The sequence below is a fragment of the Actinospineispora acaciae DSM 45401 genome, assembly GCF_000620785.1.
GTDB classification, from domain to species: domain Bacteria; phylum Actinomycetota; class Actinomycetes; order Mycobacteriales; family Pseudonocardiaceae; genus Pseudonocardia; species Pseudonocardia acaciae.
Map to the genome: position 1 here is coordinate 186,477 of NZ_JIAI01000008.1, position 13,234 is coordinate 199,710.

Sequence of the window (13,234 nt, forward strand, 5' to 3'; positions counted from 1 at the left end):
GCACTGCAGCGGGTGTGTGGGGTACGAACCGGGTGTGCGGGCGATGACGGGGGCGCCGACGGTGAGCGGGCCGCCGGGCGAGGTGGCGGAGGTGCGGCGCGCGGTGCGGGGGGCGCTGGAGGCGGCGGGGTGCGTGGCGGGGACGCCGGTGCTGGTGGCGTGCTCCGGTGGGGCGGACTCGATGGCGCTCGCCGAGGCGGCCGCGCACCTGGGTCGCATCTGGCCGGCCAGGGCCGCCGTGGTGGACCACGGCCTGCAGGACGGCTCCGCCGAGCGCGCCGAGGCCACGGCCGCGCGCCTGGCCGGGATGGGCGTCGAGGCCGAGGTGCTGACCGTCGACGTGAGCGGACCCGGCGGGATGGAGGCGGCGGCCAGGCGCGCGAGGTATGCCGCGCTGCGGGCCGCCCGGCCGACCGAGGACAGCCCGGTGCTGCTCGGGCACACCCTGGACGACCAGGCGGAGACCGTGCTGCTCGGGCTCGGGCGGGGCTCCGGCGCGCGCTCGCTGGCCGGCATGAGCCCGTACCAACCACCGTGGCTGCGCCCGCTGCTGGCGATCAGGCGCCGGACCACCCGGGCGGCGTGCGCGGCGGCCGGCATCGAGGTGTGGGACGACCCGCACAACGTCGACCCACGGTTCACCCGGGTCCGGCTGCGCACCGAGGCGTTGCCGCTGCTGGAGGAGGTGCTGGCCGGCGGGGTGGCGGAGGCGCTGGCGCGCACGGCGGAGCAGCTGCGCGAGGACGGCACCGCGCTCGACGAATGGGCCGCGCAGGCCCGGGCCGAGTCGACGACGGACACAGGGCTCGACGCCAAGGCGCTGGCCGGTTGTCCGGCGGCGGTGCGGCGGCGGGTGCTGCGCGGCTGGTTGCTCGATGCCGGCGTGCCCGAGCTGACCGACCCGCAGCTGCGGCGCGCCGACGCGTTGCTCGACCGCTGGCGCGGACAAGGGGGGATCTCACTGCCCGGCGGCTTGGTGCTGCACCGCCGGCATGGGAGGCTCATGCTCGAAGACCGGCTGCGTGATTAGGTATACCGGCGGGCGTAAGGCATAAGGAGGCCCTGAGCCTTGTACGACGGCGACGTCGCTTCCGTTCTGGTCACCGAGGAGCAGATCAGGGACAAGGTCACCGAGCTGGCCAAGCAGCTGGCCCAGGACTACGTCGAGCGCTGCCCCGGCACCGGCCGAGCCACCGACCTGCTGCTGGTCGGCGTGCTCAAGGGCGCCGTGATGTTCATGACCGACCTGGCCAGGGCGCTGCCGCTGCCGGTGCAGCTGGAGTTCATGGCGGTCAGCTCGTACGGCTCGGCCACCTCCTCGTCCGGGGTGGTGCGCATCCTCAAGGACCTGGACCGCGACATCGCCGGCCGGCACGTGCTGATCGTCGAGGACATCATCGACTCCGGCCGCACGCTGTCCTGGCTGTTGAAGAACCTGGAGGCGCGCGGGCCGGCGTCGCTGGAGGTCTGCACGCTGCTGCGCAAGCCGGACGCGGTCAAGGTGGACGTGTCGGTGCGCTACGTGGGCTTCGACATCCCGAACGAGTTCGTCATCGGGTACGGGCTGGACTACGCCGAGCGCTACCGCGACCTGCCCTACATCGGCACCCTGGACCCGAGCGTGTACGCCTGAGTCGGGCTAGAACCCGCCGAGCAGGCCCTTCGGCTCCGGCTTGTCCGCGTTCGGCTCCGGGGCGTTGTTGCGCCGGGGCCGGACCGTGACGTCACCCGGCGCCGCCTCCTGGGCCTGCGCCGCGTTCGGGACCCCCTGCGCGCCGTCCACCACCGGCGCACCGGCCAGCGGCAGCTCCGGCAGCGGGCTGCCGTGGAACGGCCCGCCGTTGACCAGGCTGACCTTGGCGCCGTTCTTGTTCGCGTACGCCAGCACCTTGCCGAGGTCGGACACCCCGTTCGTACCCGGCGCCGGGGCCAGGTTCAGCGTGCTGAGCAGGCCGAACGCGCGCCCGTCGGAGTCCAGGAAGCCGCTGCCGGAGTCACCGGGCACGCCCGGGGTCAGGGTGGCCACCTCGTGCGTCCACCCGCCGCCGTTGTCGCCGAGGTTGATGCCCTGCTTCTCGGACAGCTGCCCCTGCCGCAGCCCGGACTGCTGGTAGCTGTACACCGTCGCCCCGGCCGGCAGGCCGCGCTCGCGCACCCCGGTCGGGCCGCCGAAGGTGGGCACCGCCGGGTTCACCTTCGACACGTCGTCCTCGTCGACCTGCACCAGCGCGAAGTCGTTGTACGAGCAGGTGTTCTTGTCCTTCTCGCCGTTCTTCTGCATGGTCAGCCAGGAGTTGTAGGCCAGCTTGCCGGGCTTGCTCGCGCCCTGGATCTTGATCTCGGTGCCCAGCGGCAGCGACTTCGACGTGCAGCCGTCCGTCTCGTTGGCGTTGCCCGTTCCGGTGCAGTGCGCGGCCTGGCCGATGTACACCTTGCCGTCGCCCTTGAACACGAAGTTCGCCGTGCACTGCCCCTCGGGGCTCTGCATCTTCACCCCGGGGTGGATGGTGCCGTCCCTGCCCGACGCGAGCTCGGCGGCCTGCGCGCTGCCGGGCATCGCGACGGCGGTGGCACCGATCACCAGTCCGGCGGCGGCGACGCAGCGCAGCAGGCGGCCTCGATTGATCAGGGAACGGACGGTCATCTGTACTCCTGCCGACAAGCGCATGGTTCACCCCGGGGTGGCTTACTGCGCTAACGAGGCGCACGTCACTCGGTACCGGCCACGATCCGGTGATCCTCCGGACCGGAAGGGGCATCTTCCGACCCGCCCGATTCCACCGTGCGCGAACGCCTGGAACTCGGTCGACGGCGATCACGTTAGGCCGGTGAGCAGACCGACACACGAGCTGGAGATTGGGCCGGTACGCTGGGTACTCTCGGGTGTTCGCCGCTCGGCGCGACGAGATGGTTTCGACACGTGGTTTAGCGCGGTTGGAAGGCATCGTGCCGGTGGGGTCCGCTCGACACGTTCAGGGAGGGTCGAGGCCCCGGAGGCCGCAGCTGCATGGACCGCAAGCGTCTGATCCGTAACCCGCTGACTTGGATCTTGGCGGCGTTGCTGCTCTATGTCGTGTTCAGCCAGTTCTTCGACGATTCTCGGGGCTATACGCAGGTCCCGACGTCGCAGGCGCTCACGCAGGTGACGAGCAACAACGTCGCCAACGCCACGATCGAGGACAAGGAGCAACGGCTCCGCCTCGACCTGAAGGCGCCGATCACGGCGGACAACGGCAACCGGGACCAGGTACAGACCACCAAGGTCATCACGCAGTACCCGATCGGTGGCAGCGAGCGGGTGTTCACCGCGCTGACCGATGCGAAGACGGCGTTCAACACCGAGGTCCGCCAGGAGTCCTTCCTCACCCAGCTGCTCATCTACCTGGTGCCGCTCGGCCTGGTGCTGTTGCTGCTGTTCTGGATGATGAACAGCGCCCAGGGCGGCGGGAACCGGGTGCTCTCGTTCGGCAAGTCCAAGGCCAAGCAGCTGTCCAAGGACATGCCCAAGACCACCTTCGCCGACGTGGCGGGCGCCGACGAGGCGGTCGAGGAGCTGCACGAGATCAAGGACTTCCTGCAGAACCCGGCGCGCTACCAGGCGCTGGGCGCGAAGATCCCGAAGGGCGTGCTGCTCTACGGCCCGCCCGGCACCGGTAAGACGCTGCTGGCCCGCGCGGTCGCCGGCGAGGCCGGGGTGCCGTTCTACTCCATCTCCGGTTCGGACTTCGTGGAGATGTTCGTCGGCGTCGGCGCCAGCCGGGTGCGTGACCTGTTCGAGCAGGCCAAGCCGAACGCCCCGTGCATCATCTTCGTGGACGAGATCGACGCGGTCGGCCGCCAGCGCGGCGCCGGCCTGGGCGGTGGCCACGACGAGCGCGAGCAGACGCTGAACCAGCTGCTGGTCGAGATGGACGGCTTCGACGCGCGCGGCGGGATCATCCTGATCGCGGCCACCAACCGGCCGGACATTCTCGATCCCGCGCTGCTGCGGCCGGGCCGGTTCGACAGGCAGATCCCGGTCGGCGCGCCCGACCTGGCCGGCCGGCGCGCCATCCTCAAGGTGCACGCCAAGGGCAAGCCGCTGGCCAAGGACGCCGACCTGGACTCGCTGGCCAAGCGCACCGTCGGCATGTCCGGCGCCGACCTGGCCAACGTGATCAACGAGGCCGCCCTGCTCACCGCCAGGGAGAACGGCCAGCTGATCAACGCCGCGTCCCTGGAGGAGGCGGTGGACCGGGTGATCGGCGGCCCGCGCCGCAAGAGCCGGATCATCTCCGAGGAGGAGCGCAAGCTCACCGCGTACCACGAGGGCGGGCACGCGCTGGCCGCCTGGGCCATGCCCGACCTGGAGCCGGTGTACAAGCTGACGATCCTGCCGCGCGGGCGCACCGGCGGGCACGCGCTGGTCGTCCCGGAGGACGACAAGAGCTTGATGACCCGCTCCGAGATGATCGCCCGGCTGGTGTTCGCGATGGGCGGGCGCAGCGCGGAGGAGCTGGTCTTCCACGAGCCGACCACCGGCGCGTCCAGCGACATCGACCAGGCCACGAAGATCGCCAAGGCGATGGTCACCGAGTACGGCATGAGCGCGCGGCTCGGCGCGGTCCGCTACGGCCAGGAGCACGGCGACCCGTTCCTGGGCCGCACCATGGGCACCCAGCCGGACTACTCGATCCAGGTCGCCACCGAGATCGACGAGGAGGTGCGCAAGCTCATCGAGGCGGCGCACACCGAGGCCTGGGAGATCCTGAACACCTACCGGGACGTGCTGGACAACCTGGTGTTCGAGCTGCTGGAGAAGGAGACGCTGGTCCGCAAGGACCTGGAGCGGATCTTCTCCACGGTGGAGAAGCGCCCGCGCATCACCGCGTTCAACGACTTCGGCGGGCGAACCCCGTCGGACAAGCCGCCGATCCTGACCCCCGCCGAGCGGGCCAAGGAGCGCGGCGAGCCGTGGCCGCCCCCGTCGCGGGAGCCGGCGCCCGAGCCGGAGCCGTCCAGGGAGCCCGCCCCGGTGGGCCCCAGCGGGTACACCGGCCAGCCCGCCCCGAACGGCGGCCAGCCCAGCCCGAACGGCGGGCAGCCGGGCCGGGCCGCCCCGCCCAACTACGGCCGCGCGCCCGAACCCGGCTACCAGTCCGGGCCCAGCTACCCGCCGGGCTCGTACCGGCCGCGCGACGAGCAGCGCGAGCACCCGGAGGGCGGCGCCGTGCCACCCAACTACGGCGCCCCGCCGAACTGGCGCCCGGCGACCATGCCGCGCGGCCAGGACTGGCCGCCGCCGAACCGGTGGACCGGCCGGGACGGCGAGCGGGACGGGTCTGGCGGTACCGAGGATGACCGCGGCGGGTCGGGCAACGCGCGCTGACGCCGGCGGCCGGAGAGATCGTTTGGTGAGCTTGTGGTGAGTAGTCAGACCCACGGCCTGAGGGCGGTGCCGCAGCGGGGGCCGGCCGTTCCCGTTGCGGGCACGTTCGACCGGGAACGGGCCGAGGCGGCGGTGCGCGAGCTGCTGTACGCGATCGGCGAGGACCCGGACCGGGAGGGCCTGCGGGAGACCCCGCGCCGGGTGGCCAGCGCGTACCAGGAGATGTTCGCCGGCCTGTACGAGGACCCGGACGAGCAGCTGGCCAAGACGTTCGCAGAGGACCACGACGAGCTGATCCTGGTCAGGGACATCCCGCTGTACAGCGTCTGCGAACACCACCTGGCCCCGTTCCACGGCATGGCGCACGTCGGCTACATCCCGAACACCGACGGCAGGGTCACCGGGCTGAGCAAGATCGCCCGCCTGGTCGACATGTACGCCAAGCGCCCGCAGGTCCAGGAACGGCTGACCGCGCAGGTCGCGGACGCGCTGGTGCGCAGGCTGTCGCCGCGCGGGGTGATCGTCGTGATCGAGGCCGAGCACCTGTGCATGGCCATGCGCGGCGTGCGCAAGCCCGGGTCGCGGACCTCCACCTCGGCGGTGCGCGGGTTGTTCAAGGGGAATGCCTCGTCGCGCGCGGAGGCGCTGGCCCTGATCCGAGGGCGATGAACACCCCGGCCGGCACCCTGCCCCGGCCGGGCCGGTGCGTGGTGGTGGGCGTGCTCAACGTGACCCCCGACTCGTTCTCCGACGGCGGCCGCTTCGTGGACTCCGACGACGCCGTCGCGCACGGCCTGCGGATGCGCGAGCAGGGCGCCGACCTGGTCGACGTGGGCGGCGAGTCCACCCGCCCCGGCGCGCACCGCACCCCGGCGCCCACCGAGGCCACCCGGGTGCTGCCGGTGATTTCCGCGCTGGCCGCCGCCGGCGTGCCGTGCAGCGTGGACACCACCAGGGCGCACATCGCGGCGGCCGCCCTGGCAGCCGGCGCCGTGGTGGTCAACGACGTGTCCGGCGGGCTGGCCGACCCGGCGATGGCGCAGGTCGTGGCCGACGCCCGCGTCCCGTGGATCCTGATGCACTGGCGCGGGCACAGCGACCGGATGGACGAGCTGGCCCGCTACACCGACGTGGTCGCCGAGGTCCGCGCCGAGCTGCGGGCCAGGGTGGACGCGGCGGTGGCCGCCGGGGTGGACCCGGCCCGGCTGGTGATCGACCCGGGCATCGGCTTCGCCAAGCGCGCCGAGCACAACTGGCTGCTGCTGCACCACCTGGACGCGCTGCTCGAGCTCGGCCTGCCGGTGCTGGTCGGGGTGTCCCGGAAGGGCTTCCTGGGCACCCTGCTGGCCGGCGAGGACGGCAAGCGCCGCCCGGCCGGCGGCCGCGAGGTGGCCACCGCGGCGATCTCCGCGCTGGCCGCGGCGGCCGGCGCCTGGGGGGTGCGGGTGCACGACGTGGCGGCCTCGGTGGACGCGGTGACGGTCGGCGCGGCGTGGCGCTACGGCTCCGTCGACGCACCCTGGCACCACGGGCCGGGGCCGTCGTGACGGACCGGATAGTGCTGACCGGCCTGCGGGCGCGCGGCCGGCACGGGGTGCACGCCCACGAGCGCCGCGACGGCCAGGAGTTCGTCGTCGACCTCACCGTCTGGCTGGACCTGGCCCCGGCCGGGCGCTCCGACGACCTGGCCGACACGCTGGACTACGGCAAGCTGGCCGCCACCGCCGCCGAGATCATCACCGGCCCGCCGTACGACCTGATCGAGGCGGTGGCCGCGCGCATCGCCGACGCCGTCCTCGCCGACCACCCCGTACAGGCCGTCGAGGTGACCGTCCACAAGCCCGACGCGCCGATCCCACTGACCTTCGCCGACGTCGCCGTGGTAGTGCGCCGGGACCGGGAGCCGGCGCCATGAGCCGGGCCGTGCTGTCGCTGGGCTCCAACCAGGGCGACCGGCTGGCCCACCTGCGCGGCGCCGTGGCCGGGTTCGCCGCCGAGCTGGTCGCCGCCTCCCCGGTGTACGAGACGGCGGCCTGGGGCGGCGTGCCGCAGGACGACTTCCTCAACGCGGTGCTGATCGTGGCGTCCGACGAGCTGGACGAATGGGGCTGGCTGCGCCGAGGCCAGGAGCTGGAGAACGCCGCCGGCCGGGTGCGGACCGTGCACTGGGGGCCCAGGACGCTGGACGTGGACGTGGTCACCGTCTCCAAGCCCGACGGGAGCCCGGTGCGCAGCGAGCACCCGGAGCTGCTGCTGCCGCACCCCGGCACCGCCGAGCGCAACACCGTGCTGCGCCCGTGGCTGGACATCGAGCCGGACGCGGTGCTGCCCGGGCACGGGCGGGTGGATGCGCTGCTGGCCGCGCTCGGCGAGGACGGGCTGCGCCGCCGCGACGACCTCGACCTGGTGCCGCGGCGATGAAGCCGACCAGGGTGCAGGAGCTGCTCGCCACCCTCGTGGTGGTGGCCGTGGTGGCCTACCTCGTGGTCAGGCTGGCCTACTCGACGCTGCCCGCGCTGCCCCCGCTGGCCGGGGTGACGCTGCTGGTGCTGGGTGCGATCGAGGTCGTGCTCGGCTTCGCGCTCAAGGCCCGCATCGAGCGGCGCCCGGGCACCAAGCCGGTGGAGCCGCTGGTGGCCGCGCGGGCGGTGGCGCTGGCCAAGGCGTCCGCGGTGGCCGGCGCGGTGATGGCCGGGGTGTGGCTGGGCCTGCTCGGCTACCTGCTGCCCCGCCGGGGCGAGCTGGCCGCCGCGGCCGGCGACACCCCGGGCGCGGCCATCGGCCTGGCCTGCGCGCTCGCCCTGGTGGCCGCCGCGCTGTGGCTGCAGCGCTGCTGCCGTGCCCCGACCGACCGAGACGACGACCGACCCCGCGACGACCCGGGCCGCGACCGGCACGCCTGAAGGTTCGCTGACCCCGCGGCCCGGACGGGTGAGAACGCGCGCGAACGAATCCGAACGGTCGATACGCTGCACGCGATGTTTCTCACCTCGGGAGCGTGAACAAGCCCTGATGTCGTTCAACCAGCCGCCGCTCGTGCCGGCCGGGCCGCTGGGCGGGCACCCGGCGTACCGGCACCGGATCCGCCGGGAGCGCCGTGGCGTGCTCGCCACCGTGCTCGCCCTGGTGTTCCTCGGCATCTGCGGGTTGCTGCTGCTGGGCATCCTGGTCTCCGAGGTCGGCTCGGCCGGCGTGATCGTGGGCACCCTGGGCGCCCTGCTGCCGGTCGGCCCGGTGGTCGCCGCGTTCCTGTGGCTGGACCGCTGGGAGCCCGAGCCGCCCCGGATGCTGCTGGTGGCGTTCCTCTGGGGCGCCTGCTTCGCGACGCTGGCCGCCTCGATCCTGAACACCAGCGCCGAGATGGCCAGCTCCATGGCGCTCGGCGACGCCAGCGAGACGTTCAGCGCGGTGTTCGTCGCGCCGTGGGTGGAGGAGTTCCTGAAGGGCGCGTTCGTGCTCGGGCTGCTGCTGTTCCGGCGCCGCGAGTTCGACGGGGTGCTCGACGGCGTGGTGTACGCCGGCGTGGTGGCGGCCGGGTTCGCGTTCGCCGAGAACATCCTCTACCTGGGCCGGGCCTTCGCGTCCGGCGCGGCCAGCGGGCAGAGCGGCGAGCTGCTGGCCGTGCTGATCATGCGCGGGGTGTTCTCCCCGTTCGCCCATCCGCTGTTCACGTCCATGATCGGCATCGGGCTGGGCGTGGCGGCGAACGCGCGCACGGTGCTGGTCCGACTGGCCGCCCCCATCGGCGGCTTCCTGGCCGCGGTGTTCCTGCACGCCTGCTGGAACGCGTCGGCGTCCTTCCTGGACGGCGCCGCGCTGGTCCCGGTGTACCTGATGATCATGCTGCCGATGTTCTTCTTCGTGATCTGCCTGATGCTCTACCAGCGCCGCCGCGAGCAGCGGGTGATCGCCGCCGAGCTGCCCGGCTTCGCCCAGGCCGGCTGGATCGCGCCCAGCGAGGTGCGGCTGCTGCAGAGCCTGGCCGGGCGCAGCGGCTGGCTGCGCGCGGTCAAACGGCGGTCCGGGCCGACGGTGGCCAAGGCGGTCGCGGAGTACCAGCGCGCCGTCACCGAACTGGCCATCCTGCGCCACCGCATGGCCAGGGGCTCGCTCGGCCCGGTCGCCATGCGCTGGCACGACGAGCTGCTCGCCGAGGTCCTGGCCAGCCGCGCCCGAGCGGTGGGAGCCCCCGACGCCCTGCACGCCGCCTGGGGCCGCCGCCCACCACCCGCCTGGAGCCCACCACCCCCAGGCTGGCGCCCGCACCACCCCCCGCCGTCACGGCCGCCGTATCCGCCGCGCTAGCGGCCGCGTGAACCCGGTCACCGGGGGTGGCGCACCGAGGGCGGTCGGATCTACGGTTCCGACGTCTGGTACCCGTGTACCGAGCGGGACTGGAACGAGCAGGGAGAACGCAGCGAGATGCACCCCCCAGCACCGGGCGCGGACGGCGCCGCAAGGCCCGCGCGGCTCGCGGTCGGGGTGGTCTCGGCGGGCCGGGTGGGCGTCGTGCTCGGCGCCGCGCTGGCCGCCGCCGGCCACCAGGTCATCGCCACCTCCGGGGTGTCCAGGGCGTCGGTGTCCAGGGCCGCCGCGCTGCTGCCCGACGTCCCCCTCGAACCGCCCGACCAGGTCGCCCAACGCGCCGACCTGGTGCTGCTTGCCGTCCCGGACGACATGCTGCCCGGCCTGGTCACCGGCCTGAGCAGGGCGGGCAGCTTCCGCGCGGGGCAGATCGTGGCGCACACGTCGGGCGCGCACGGCGTGGGCGTGCTGGCCCCGGCCGCCGAGCACGGCGTGCTGCCGCTGGCGCTGCACCCGGTGATGACCTTCACCGGCCGCCCCGAGGACGTCCAACGGCTGGCCGCGTGCTCGGTCGGGGTCACCGCCGGCGGCATCGACGGGACCGAAGGCGCCGACGAGGCCGCCTGGAGCGTCGGCGAGGCGCTGGTGGTGGAGATGGGCGCCGAGCCGGTGCGGGTGCCGGAGGCGGTCCGCCCGCTCTACCACGCCGCCCTTGCGCACGGCGCCAACCACCTGGCCACCCTGGTCCGCGACTGCGTCGACGTGCTGGAACGCGCCGGCGTGCGCCCGGCCGAACGGCTGGTGGCGCCGCTGCTGTCCGCCGCGCTGGACAACTCCCTGCGCCACGGCGACCGGGCGCTCACCGGCCCGGTGGCCAGGGGCGACGTCGGCACCCTGCGCAAGCACCTGCACGAGCTGGGCCGCGCCGCCCCCGAGGTCACCGCCAGCTACCGCGAGCTGGCCGAACGCACCGCCGAACGGGCCGTCGCCGCCGGTCTGCTGTCCGAGCAGGCCGGCGCCGAGGTACGCGCCGCGCTCAAGGACGCCCGGTGAGCGCGCCCGCCTACACCGCCGGCGAGCTGACGGTGCACGCCGAGCCGGGCCGGCTCACCCAGGTCAGCACGACGCTGCGGGCGGCCGGGCGCAGGGTCGCCCTGGTGCCCACCATGGGCGCGCTGCACGCCGGCCACATCGAGCTCATCCGCCACGCCCGCCGCGCGCCCGGCTCCACGGTCGTGGCCGTATCGATCTTCGTCAACCCGCTGCAGTTCGGCGTCGGCGAGGACCTGGACAGCTACCCCCGCACGCTGGCCACCGACCTGGAGACCTGCCGCGCCGAGGGCGTCGAGCTGGTGTTCACGCCCACCGCGGAGGCGATGTACGGCGAGTCCACCGGCATCGCGGTGCACCCCGGACCGCTCGGCAGCGAGCTGGAGGGCGCCAGCCGGCCGGGCCACTTCGCCGGGGTGCTCACCGTGGTGGCCAAGCTTTTCGGCATCGTCCGCCCCCAGCTGGCGTACTTCGGCGAGAAGGACTACCAGCAGCAGGTGCTGGTCCGGCGGATGGCCCGCGAGCTGGACCTGGGCGTCGACGTGGTCGCGGTGCCCACCGTCCGCGAGCCGGGCGGCCTGGCGATGTCCTCGCGCAACGCGTACCTGTCCCCGGAGGAACGCGAACGGGCGCTGGCACTGTCCGCCGCGCTGGCCGCCGGCCGGCACGCCGCGCCGCACGGGGCCGACGCCGTGCTCGCCGCCGCGTCCGCCACCCTGGCCGCCGCCTCCGGCGTCGACGTGGACTACCTCGCGCTGCGCGACCCCGAGCTGGGGCCGGCCCCCGAACGCGGCCCGGCCAGGCTGCTGGTGGCGGCCAGGGTCGGCTCCACCCGCCTGATCGACAACTGTCCGCTCACGCTCGGCGCCGAGAAACCCGGCCCCTGACCCAGACAAAGGGGGCACCGCCGTGCTGCTCTGCGTGGACGTCGGCAACACCCAGATCTCGCTCGGTCTCTACGCCAGCGGCACCCCGAGCGCCGACTCCGAGGACGTCATCCGCCCGCCGCTGGTGCACCAGTGGCGGATGCGCACCGACCCCCGGATGACCGCCGACGAGATGCAGATGGCCCTGGACGCCATGCTCGGGCGCCACGCCGACCAGGTGACCGGCGTGGCCGCGCTGTCCACCGTGCCGTCCATCCTGCGCGAGCTGCGCATCCTGGCCGACCGGCACAAGGGCCGCACGCCGATGGTGATCGTCGGGCCCAGGGTGCGCACCGGGGTGCCGATCCTGGTGGACAACCCCAAGGAGGTCGGCGCCGACCGGGTGGTGAACACCCTGGCCGCGCACCGGCTGTACGGCACCGCGTGCGTGGTGGTGGACTTCGGCACCTCGACCAACATCGACGTGGTGTCCGCGCGCGGGGAGTTCCTCGGCGGCGCGCTCGCGCCCGGCATCGAGATCTCGCTGGACGCACTGGTGTCCAGGGCCGCCCAGCTGACCACCGTGGAGCTGCTCCGCCCGCGCTCGGTGATCGGCAAGAACACCGTCGAATGCCTGCAGGCCGGCATCCTGTTCGGCTTCGCCGGCCAGGTCGACGGCCTGGTCCGCCGCATCCTGGCCGAGCTCGACCACCCGCCGGTCACCGTGATCGCCACCGGGGGCCTGGCGCCGCTGGTCATCGACGAGTCCGAGACCATCACCGAGCACGTGGAGGACCTCACCCTGCTCGGGCTGCGGCTGGTCTACCTGCGCTCGGCCCGCAGCACCGCGCGCAGCACGATGGTGCGCAGCGGCAGCTCGAACTCCCGGTCCTCGGCCCCGGCGCCGGACAGGCCCAGCTCCGGCACCCCCGCCAGGTAGACCCGGATCCGCCGGTACGCCGCCTCCCGCTCCTCCGGCGTGCTGACCAACGACCAGGAGTGCGTGCTCAACGTGCCGATCAGCCGGTTCACCGTGGTCCGCATGGAGTGGTCGAAGTCGGACCGCTCGACCGGCTCGAACGCCGGGTGCACCAGCGGCTCCGGGGCGTCGCCGCCGGTCTTCATGCCGGCCACCCGGCGCTCCCTGTTCTCCGCCTCGTGGTAGCCGGCCACCCAGCCGACCGTGTTGTCCTCGTGGTTCCACAGCGCGCCCACCACCCCGCCCGGCCGCAGCACCCTGGCGATCTCGGTGAGCGCCCGCTCGTGGTCGAACCAGTGGAACGCCTGGCCGACCAGCACCGCGTGCACCGAGTCGTCGGGCAGCGGGATCTGCTCGGCGGTGCCGGGCACGGCGGCCACCTCGGGCAGCTCGGCGCGGAGCACGGCGAGCATGTTCGGGTCCGGCTCCACCGCCGTGACGGTGGTGCCGGGGCGGCGGACCAGCGAGGCGGTCAGCTTGCCGGTCCCGGCCGCCAGGTCGAGCACGTGCATCGGCGCGGCCAGCGGGGCGAGCGCCCAGTCGATCGCGGTGTCCGGGTAGTTCGGGCGGTACTCGGAGTACGCCTGCGCGACGGTGCCGAAGCTGAGCGCCCGGTCGTTCTCGTTGACCACGGGCGCGGACGAGCTGTCCTGGTAGTTGGCCATG

At 73.6% G+C, this 13,234-nt stretch carries 14 protein-coding genes; 12 read left to right on the forward strand and 2 right to left on the reverse strand.

The window, feature by feature from the left end; translation table 11 throughout:
• Positions 1-61 precede the first annotated feature (61 nt).
• The gene (gene tilS / locus N912_RS0131030) at positions 62-1,030 is read left to right on the forward strand and encodes a tRNA lysidine(34) synthetase TilS (RefSeq protein WP_028925456.1); all 969 of its coding nucleotides are present in this window, start codon (positions 62-64) and stop codon (positions 1,028-1,030) included.
• A 39-nt stretch (positions 1,031-1,069) separates the two neighbouring features.
• Complete coding sequence (hpt, locus tag N912_RS0131035) at positions 1,070-1,633, forward strand: hypoxanthine phosphoribosyltransferase (RefSeq protein ID WP_028925457.1); 564 nt, start codon at positions 1,070-1,072, stop codon at positions 1,631-1,633.
• Between the two features lie 6 nt (positions 1,634-1,639).
• On the opposite strand, the gene N912_RS62520 is transcribed toward hpt, so the two are convergent.
• On the reverse strand, positions 1,640-2,644 hold the full coding sequence (locus N912_RS62520) for a hypothetical protein (protein ID WP_064745446.1): 1,005 nt from the start codon (positions 2,642-2,644) through the stop codon (positions 1,640-1,642).
• 363 nt (positions 2,645-3,007) lie between these two features.
• On the opposite strand from N912_RS62520, the gene ftsH reads away from it, so the two are divergent.
• The 10 genes from ftsH to N912_RS62525 all read left to right on the forward strand — a co-directional run bounded on the left by ftsH (position 3,008) and on the right by N912_RS62525 (position 12,529).
• Positions 3,008-5,368, forward strand: coding sequence for an ATP-dependent zinc metalloprotease FtsH (gene ftsH, locus N912_RS55805; RefSeq protein WP_037067500.1), 2,361 nt, complete (start codon positions 3,008-3,010; stop codon positions 5,366-5,368).
• Between the two features lie 57 nt (positions 5,369-5,425).
• The gene (gene folE, locus N912_RS0131050; RefSeq protein ID WP_037067682.1) at positions 5,426-6,037 is read left to right on the forward strand and encodes a GTP cyclohydrolase I FolE; all 612 of its coding nucleotides are present in this window, start codon (positions 5,426-5,428) and stop codon (positions 6,035-6,037) included.
• Positions 6,034-6,915, forward strand: coding sequence for a dihydropteroate synthase (folP, locus tag N912_RS55810; protein WP_037067501.1), 882 nt, complete (start codon positions 6,034-6,036; stop codon positions 6,913-6,915). Before folE ends, folP begins: the two co-directional genes overlap by 4 nt.
• The gene (folB, locus tag N912_RS0131060; RefSeq protein WP_028925459.1) at positions 6,912-7,283 is read left to right on the forward strand and encodes a dihydroneopterin aldolase; all 372 of its coding nucleotides are present in this window, start codon (positions 6,912-6,914) and stop codon (positions 7,281-7,283) included. The genes folP and folB overlap by 4 nt, the downstream gene beginning before the upstream one ends.
• Positions 7,280-7,789, forward strand: coding sequence for a 2-amino-4-hydroxy-6-hydroxymethyldihydropteridine diphosphokinase (gene folK / locus N912_RS0131065; RefSeq protein ID WP_028925460.1), 510 nt, complete (start codon positions 7,280-7,282; stop codon positions 7,787-7,789). The genes folB and folK overlap by 4 nt, the downstream gene beginning before the upstream one ends.
• Positions 7,786-8,271, forward strand: coding sequence for a DUF3180 domain-containing protein (locus N912_RS0131070; RefSeq protein WP_028925461.1), 486 nt, complete (start codon positions 7,786-7,788; stop codon positions 8,269-8,271). The genes folK and N912_RS0131070 overlap by 4 nt, the downstream gene beginning before the upstream one ends.
• Before the next feature lie 109 nt (positions 8,272-8,380).
• The gene (locus N912_RS55815; protein WP_064745447.1) at positions 8,381-9,673 is read left to right on the forward strand and encodes a PrsW family intramembrane metalloprotease; all 1,293 of its coding nucleotides are present in this window, start codon (positions 8,381-8,383) and stop codon (positions 9,671-9,673) included.
• A gap of 117 nt (positions 9,674-9,790) precedes the next feature.
• Entirely contained in the window at positions 9,791-10,726 is a 936-nt protein-coding gene (locus N912_RS0131080) for a Rossmann-like and DUF2520 domain-containing protein (RefSeq protein ID WP_051581048.1), read from the forward strand.
• On the forward strand, positions 10,723-11,610 hold the full coding sequence (gene panC / locus N912_RS0131085) for a pantoate--beta-alanine ligase (protein ID WP_028925463.1): 888 nt from the start codon (positions 10,723-10,725) through the stop codon (positions 11,608-11,610). Before N912_RS0131080 ends, panC begins: the two co-directional genes overlap by 4 nt.
• A 22-nt stretch (positions 11,611-11,632) precedes the next feature.
• Positions 11,633-12,529 (forward strand): type III pantothenate kinase, encoded by an 897-nt coding sequence (locus tag N912_RS62525; protein WP_028925464.1) that lies wholly within the window; start codon positions 11,633-11,635, stop codon positions 12,527-12,529.
• Here N912_RS62525 and N912_RS0131095 read toward each other — a convergent pair.
• Complete coding sequence (locus N912_RS0131095) at positions 12,412-13,233, reverse strand: class I SAM-dependent methyltransferase (protein WP_051581049.1); 822 nt, start codon at positions 13,231-13,233, stop codon at positions 12,412-12,414. The genes N912_RS62525 and N912_RS0131095 overlap by 118 nt on opposite strands.
• Position 13,234: the final 1 nt, after the last annotated feature.

What these genes read in the sequence shown, in the direction of transcription:
- N912_RS0131080 (WP_051581048.1), top strand. Translation starts at nt 9,791, where the DNA reads ATGCACCCCCCAGCACCGGGCGCGGACGGCGCCGCAAGGCCCGCGCGG.
- folP (WP_037067501.1), top strand. Translation starts at nt 6,034, where the DNA reads ATGAACACCCCGGCCGGCACCCTGCCCCGGCCGGGCCGGTGCGTGGTG.
- ftsH (WP_037067500.1), top strand. Translation starts at nt 3,008, where the DNA reads ATGGACCGCAAGCGTCTGATCCGTAACCCGCTGACTTGGATCTTGGCG.
- N912_RS0131070 (WP_028925461.1), top strand. Translation starts at nt 7,786, where the DNA reads ATGAAGCCGACCAGGGTGCAGGAGCTGCTCGCCACCCTCGTGGTGGTG.
- N912_RS55815 (WP_064745447.1), top strand. Translation starts at nt 8,381, where the DNA reads ATGTCGTTCAACCAGCCGCCGCTCGTGCCGGCCGGGCCGCTGGGCGGG.
- folK (WP_028925460.1), top strand. Translation starts at nt 7,280, where the DNA reads ATGAGCCGGGCCGTGCTGTCGCTGGGCTCCAACCAGGGCGACCGGCTG.
- N912_RS0131095 (WP_051581049.1), bottom strand. Translation starts at nt 13,233, where the DNA reads ATGGCCAACTACCAGGACAGCTCGTCCGCGCCCGTGGTCAACGAGAAC.
- N912_RS62520 (WP_064745446.1), bottom strand. Translation starts at nt 2,644, where the DNA reads ATGACCGTCCGTTCCCTGATCAATCGAGGCCGCCTGCTGCGCTGCGTC.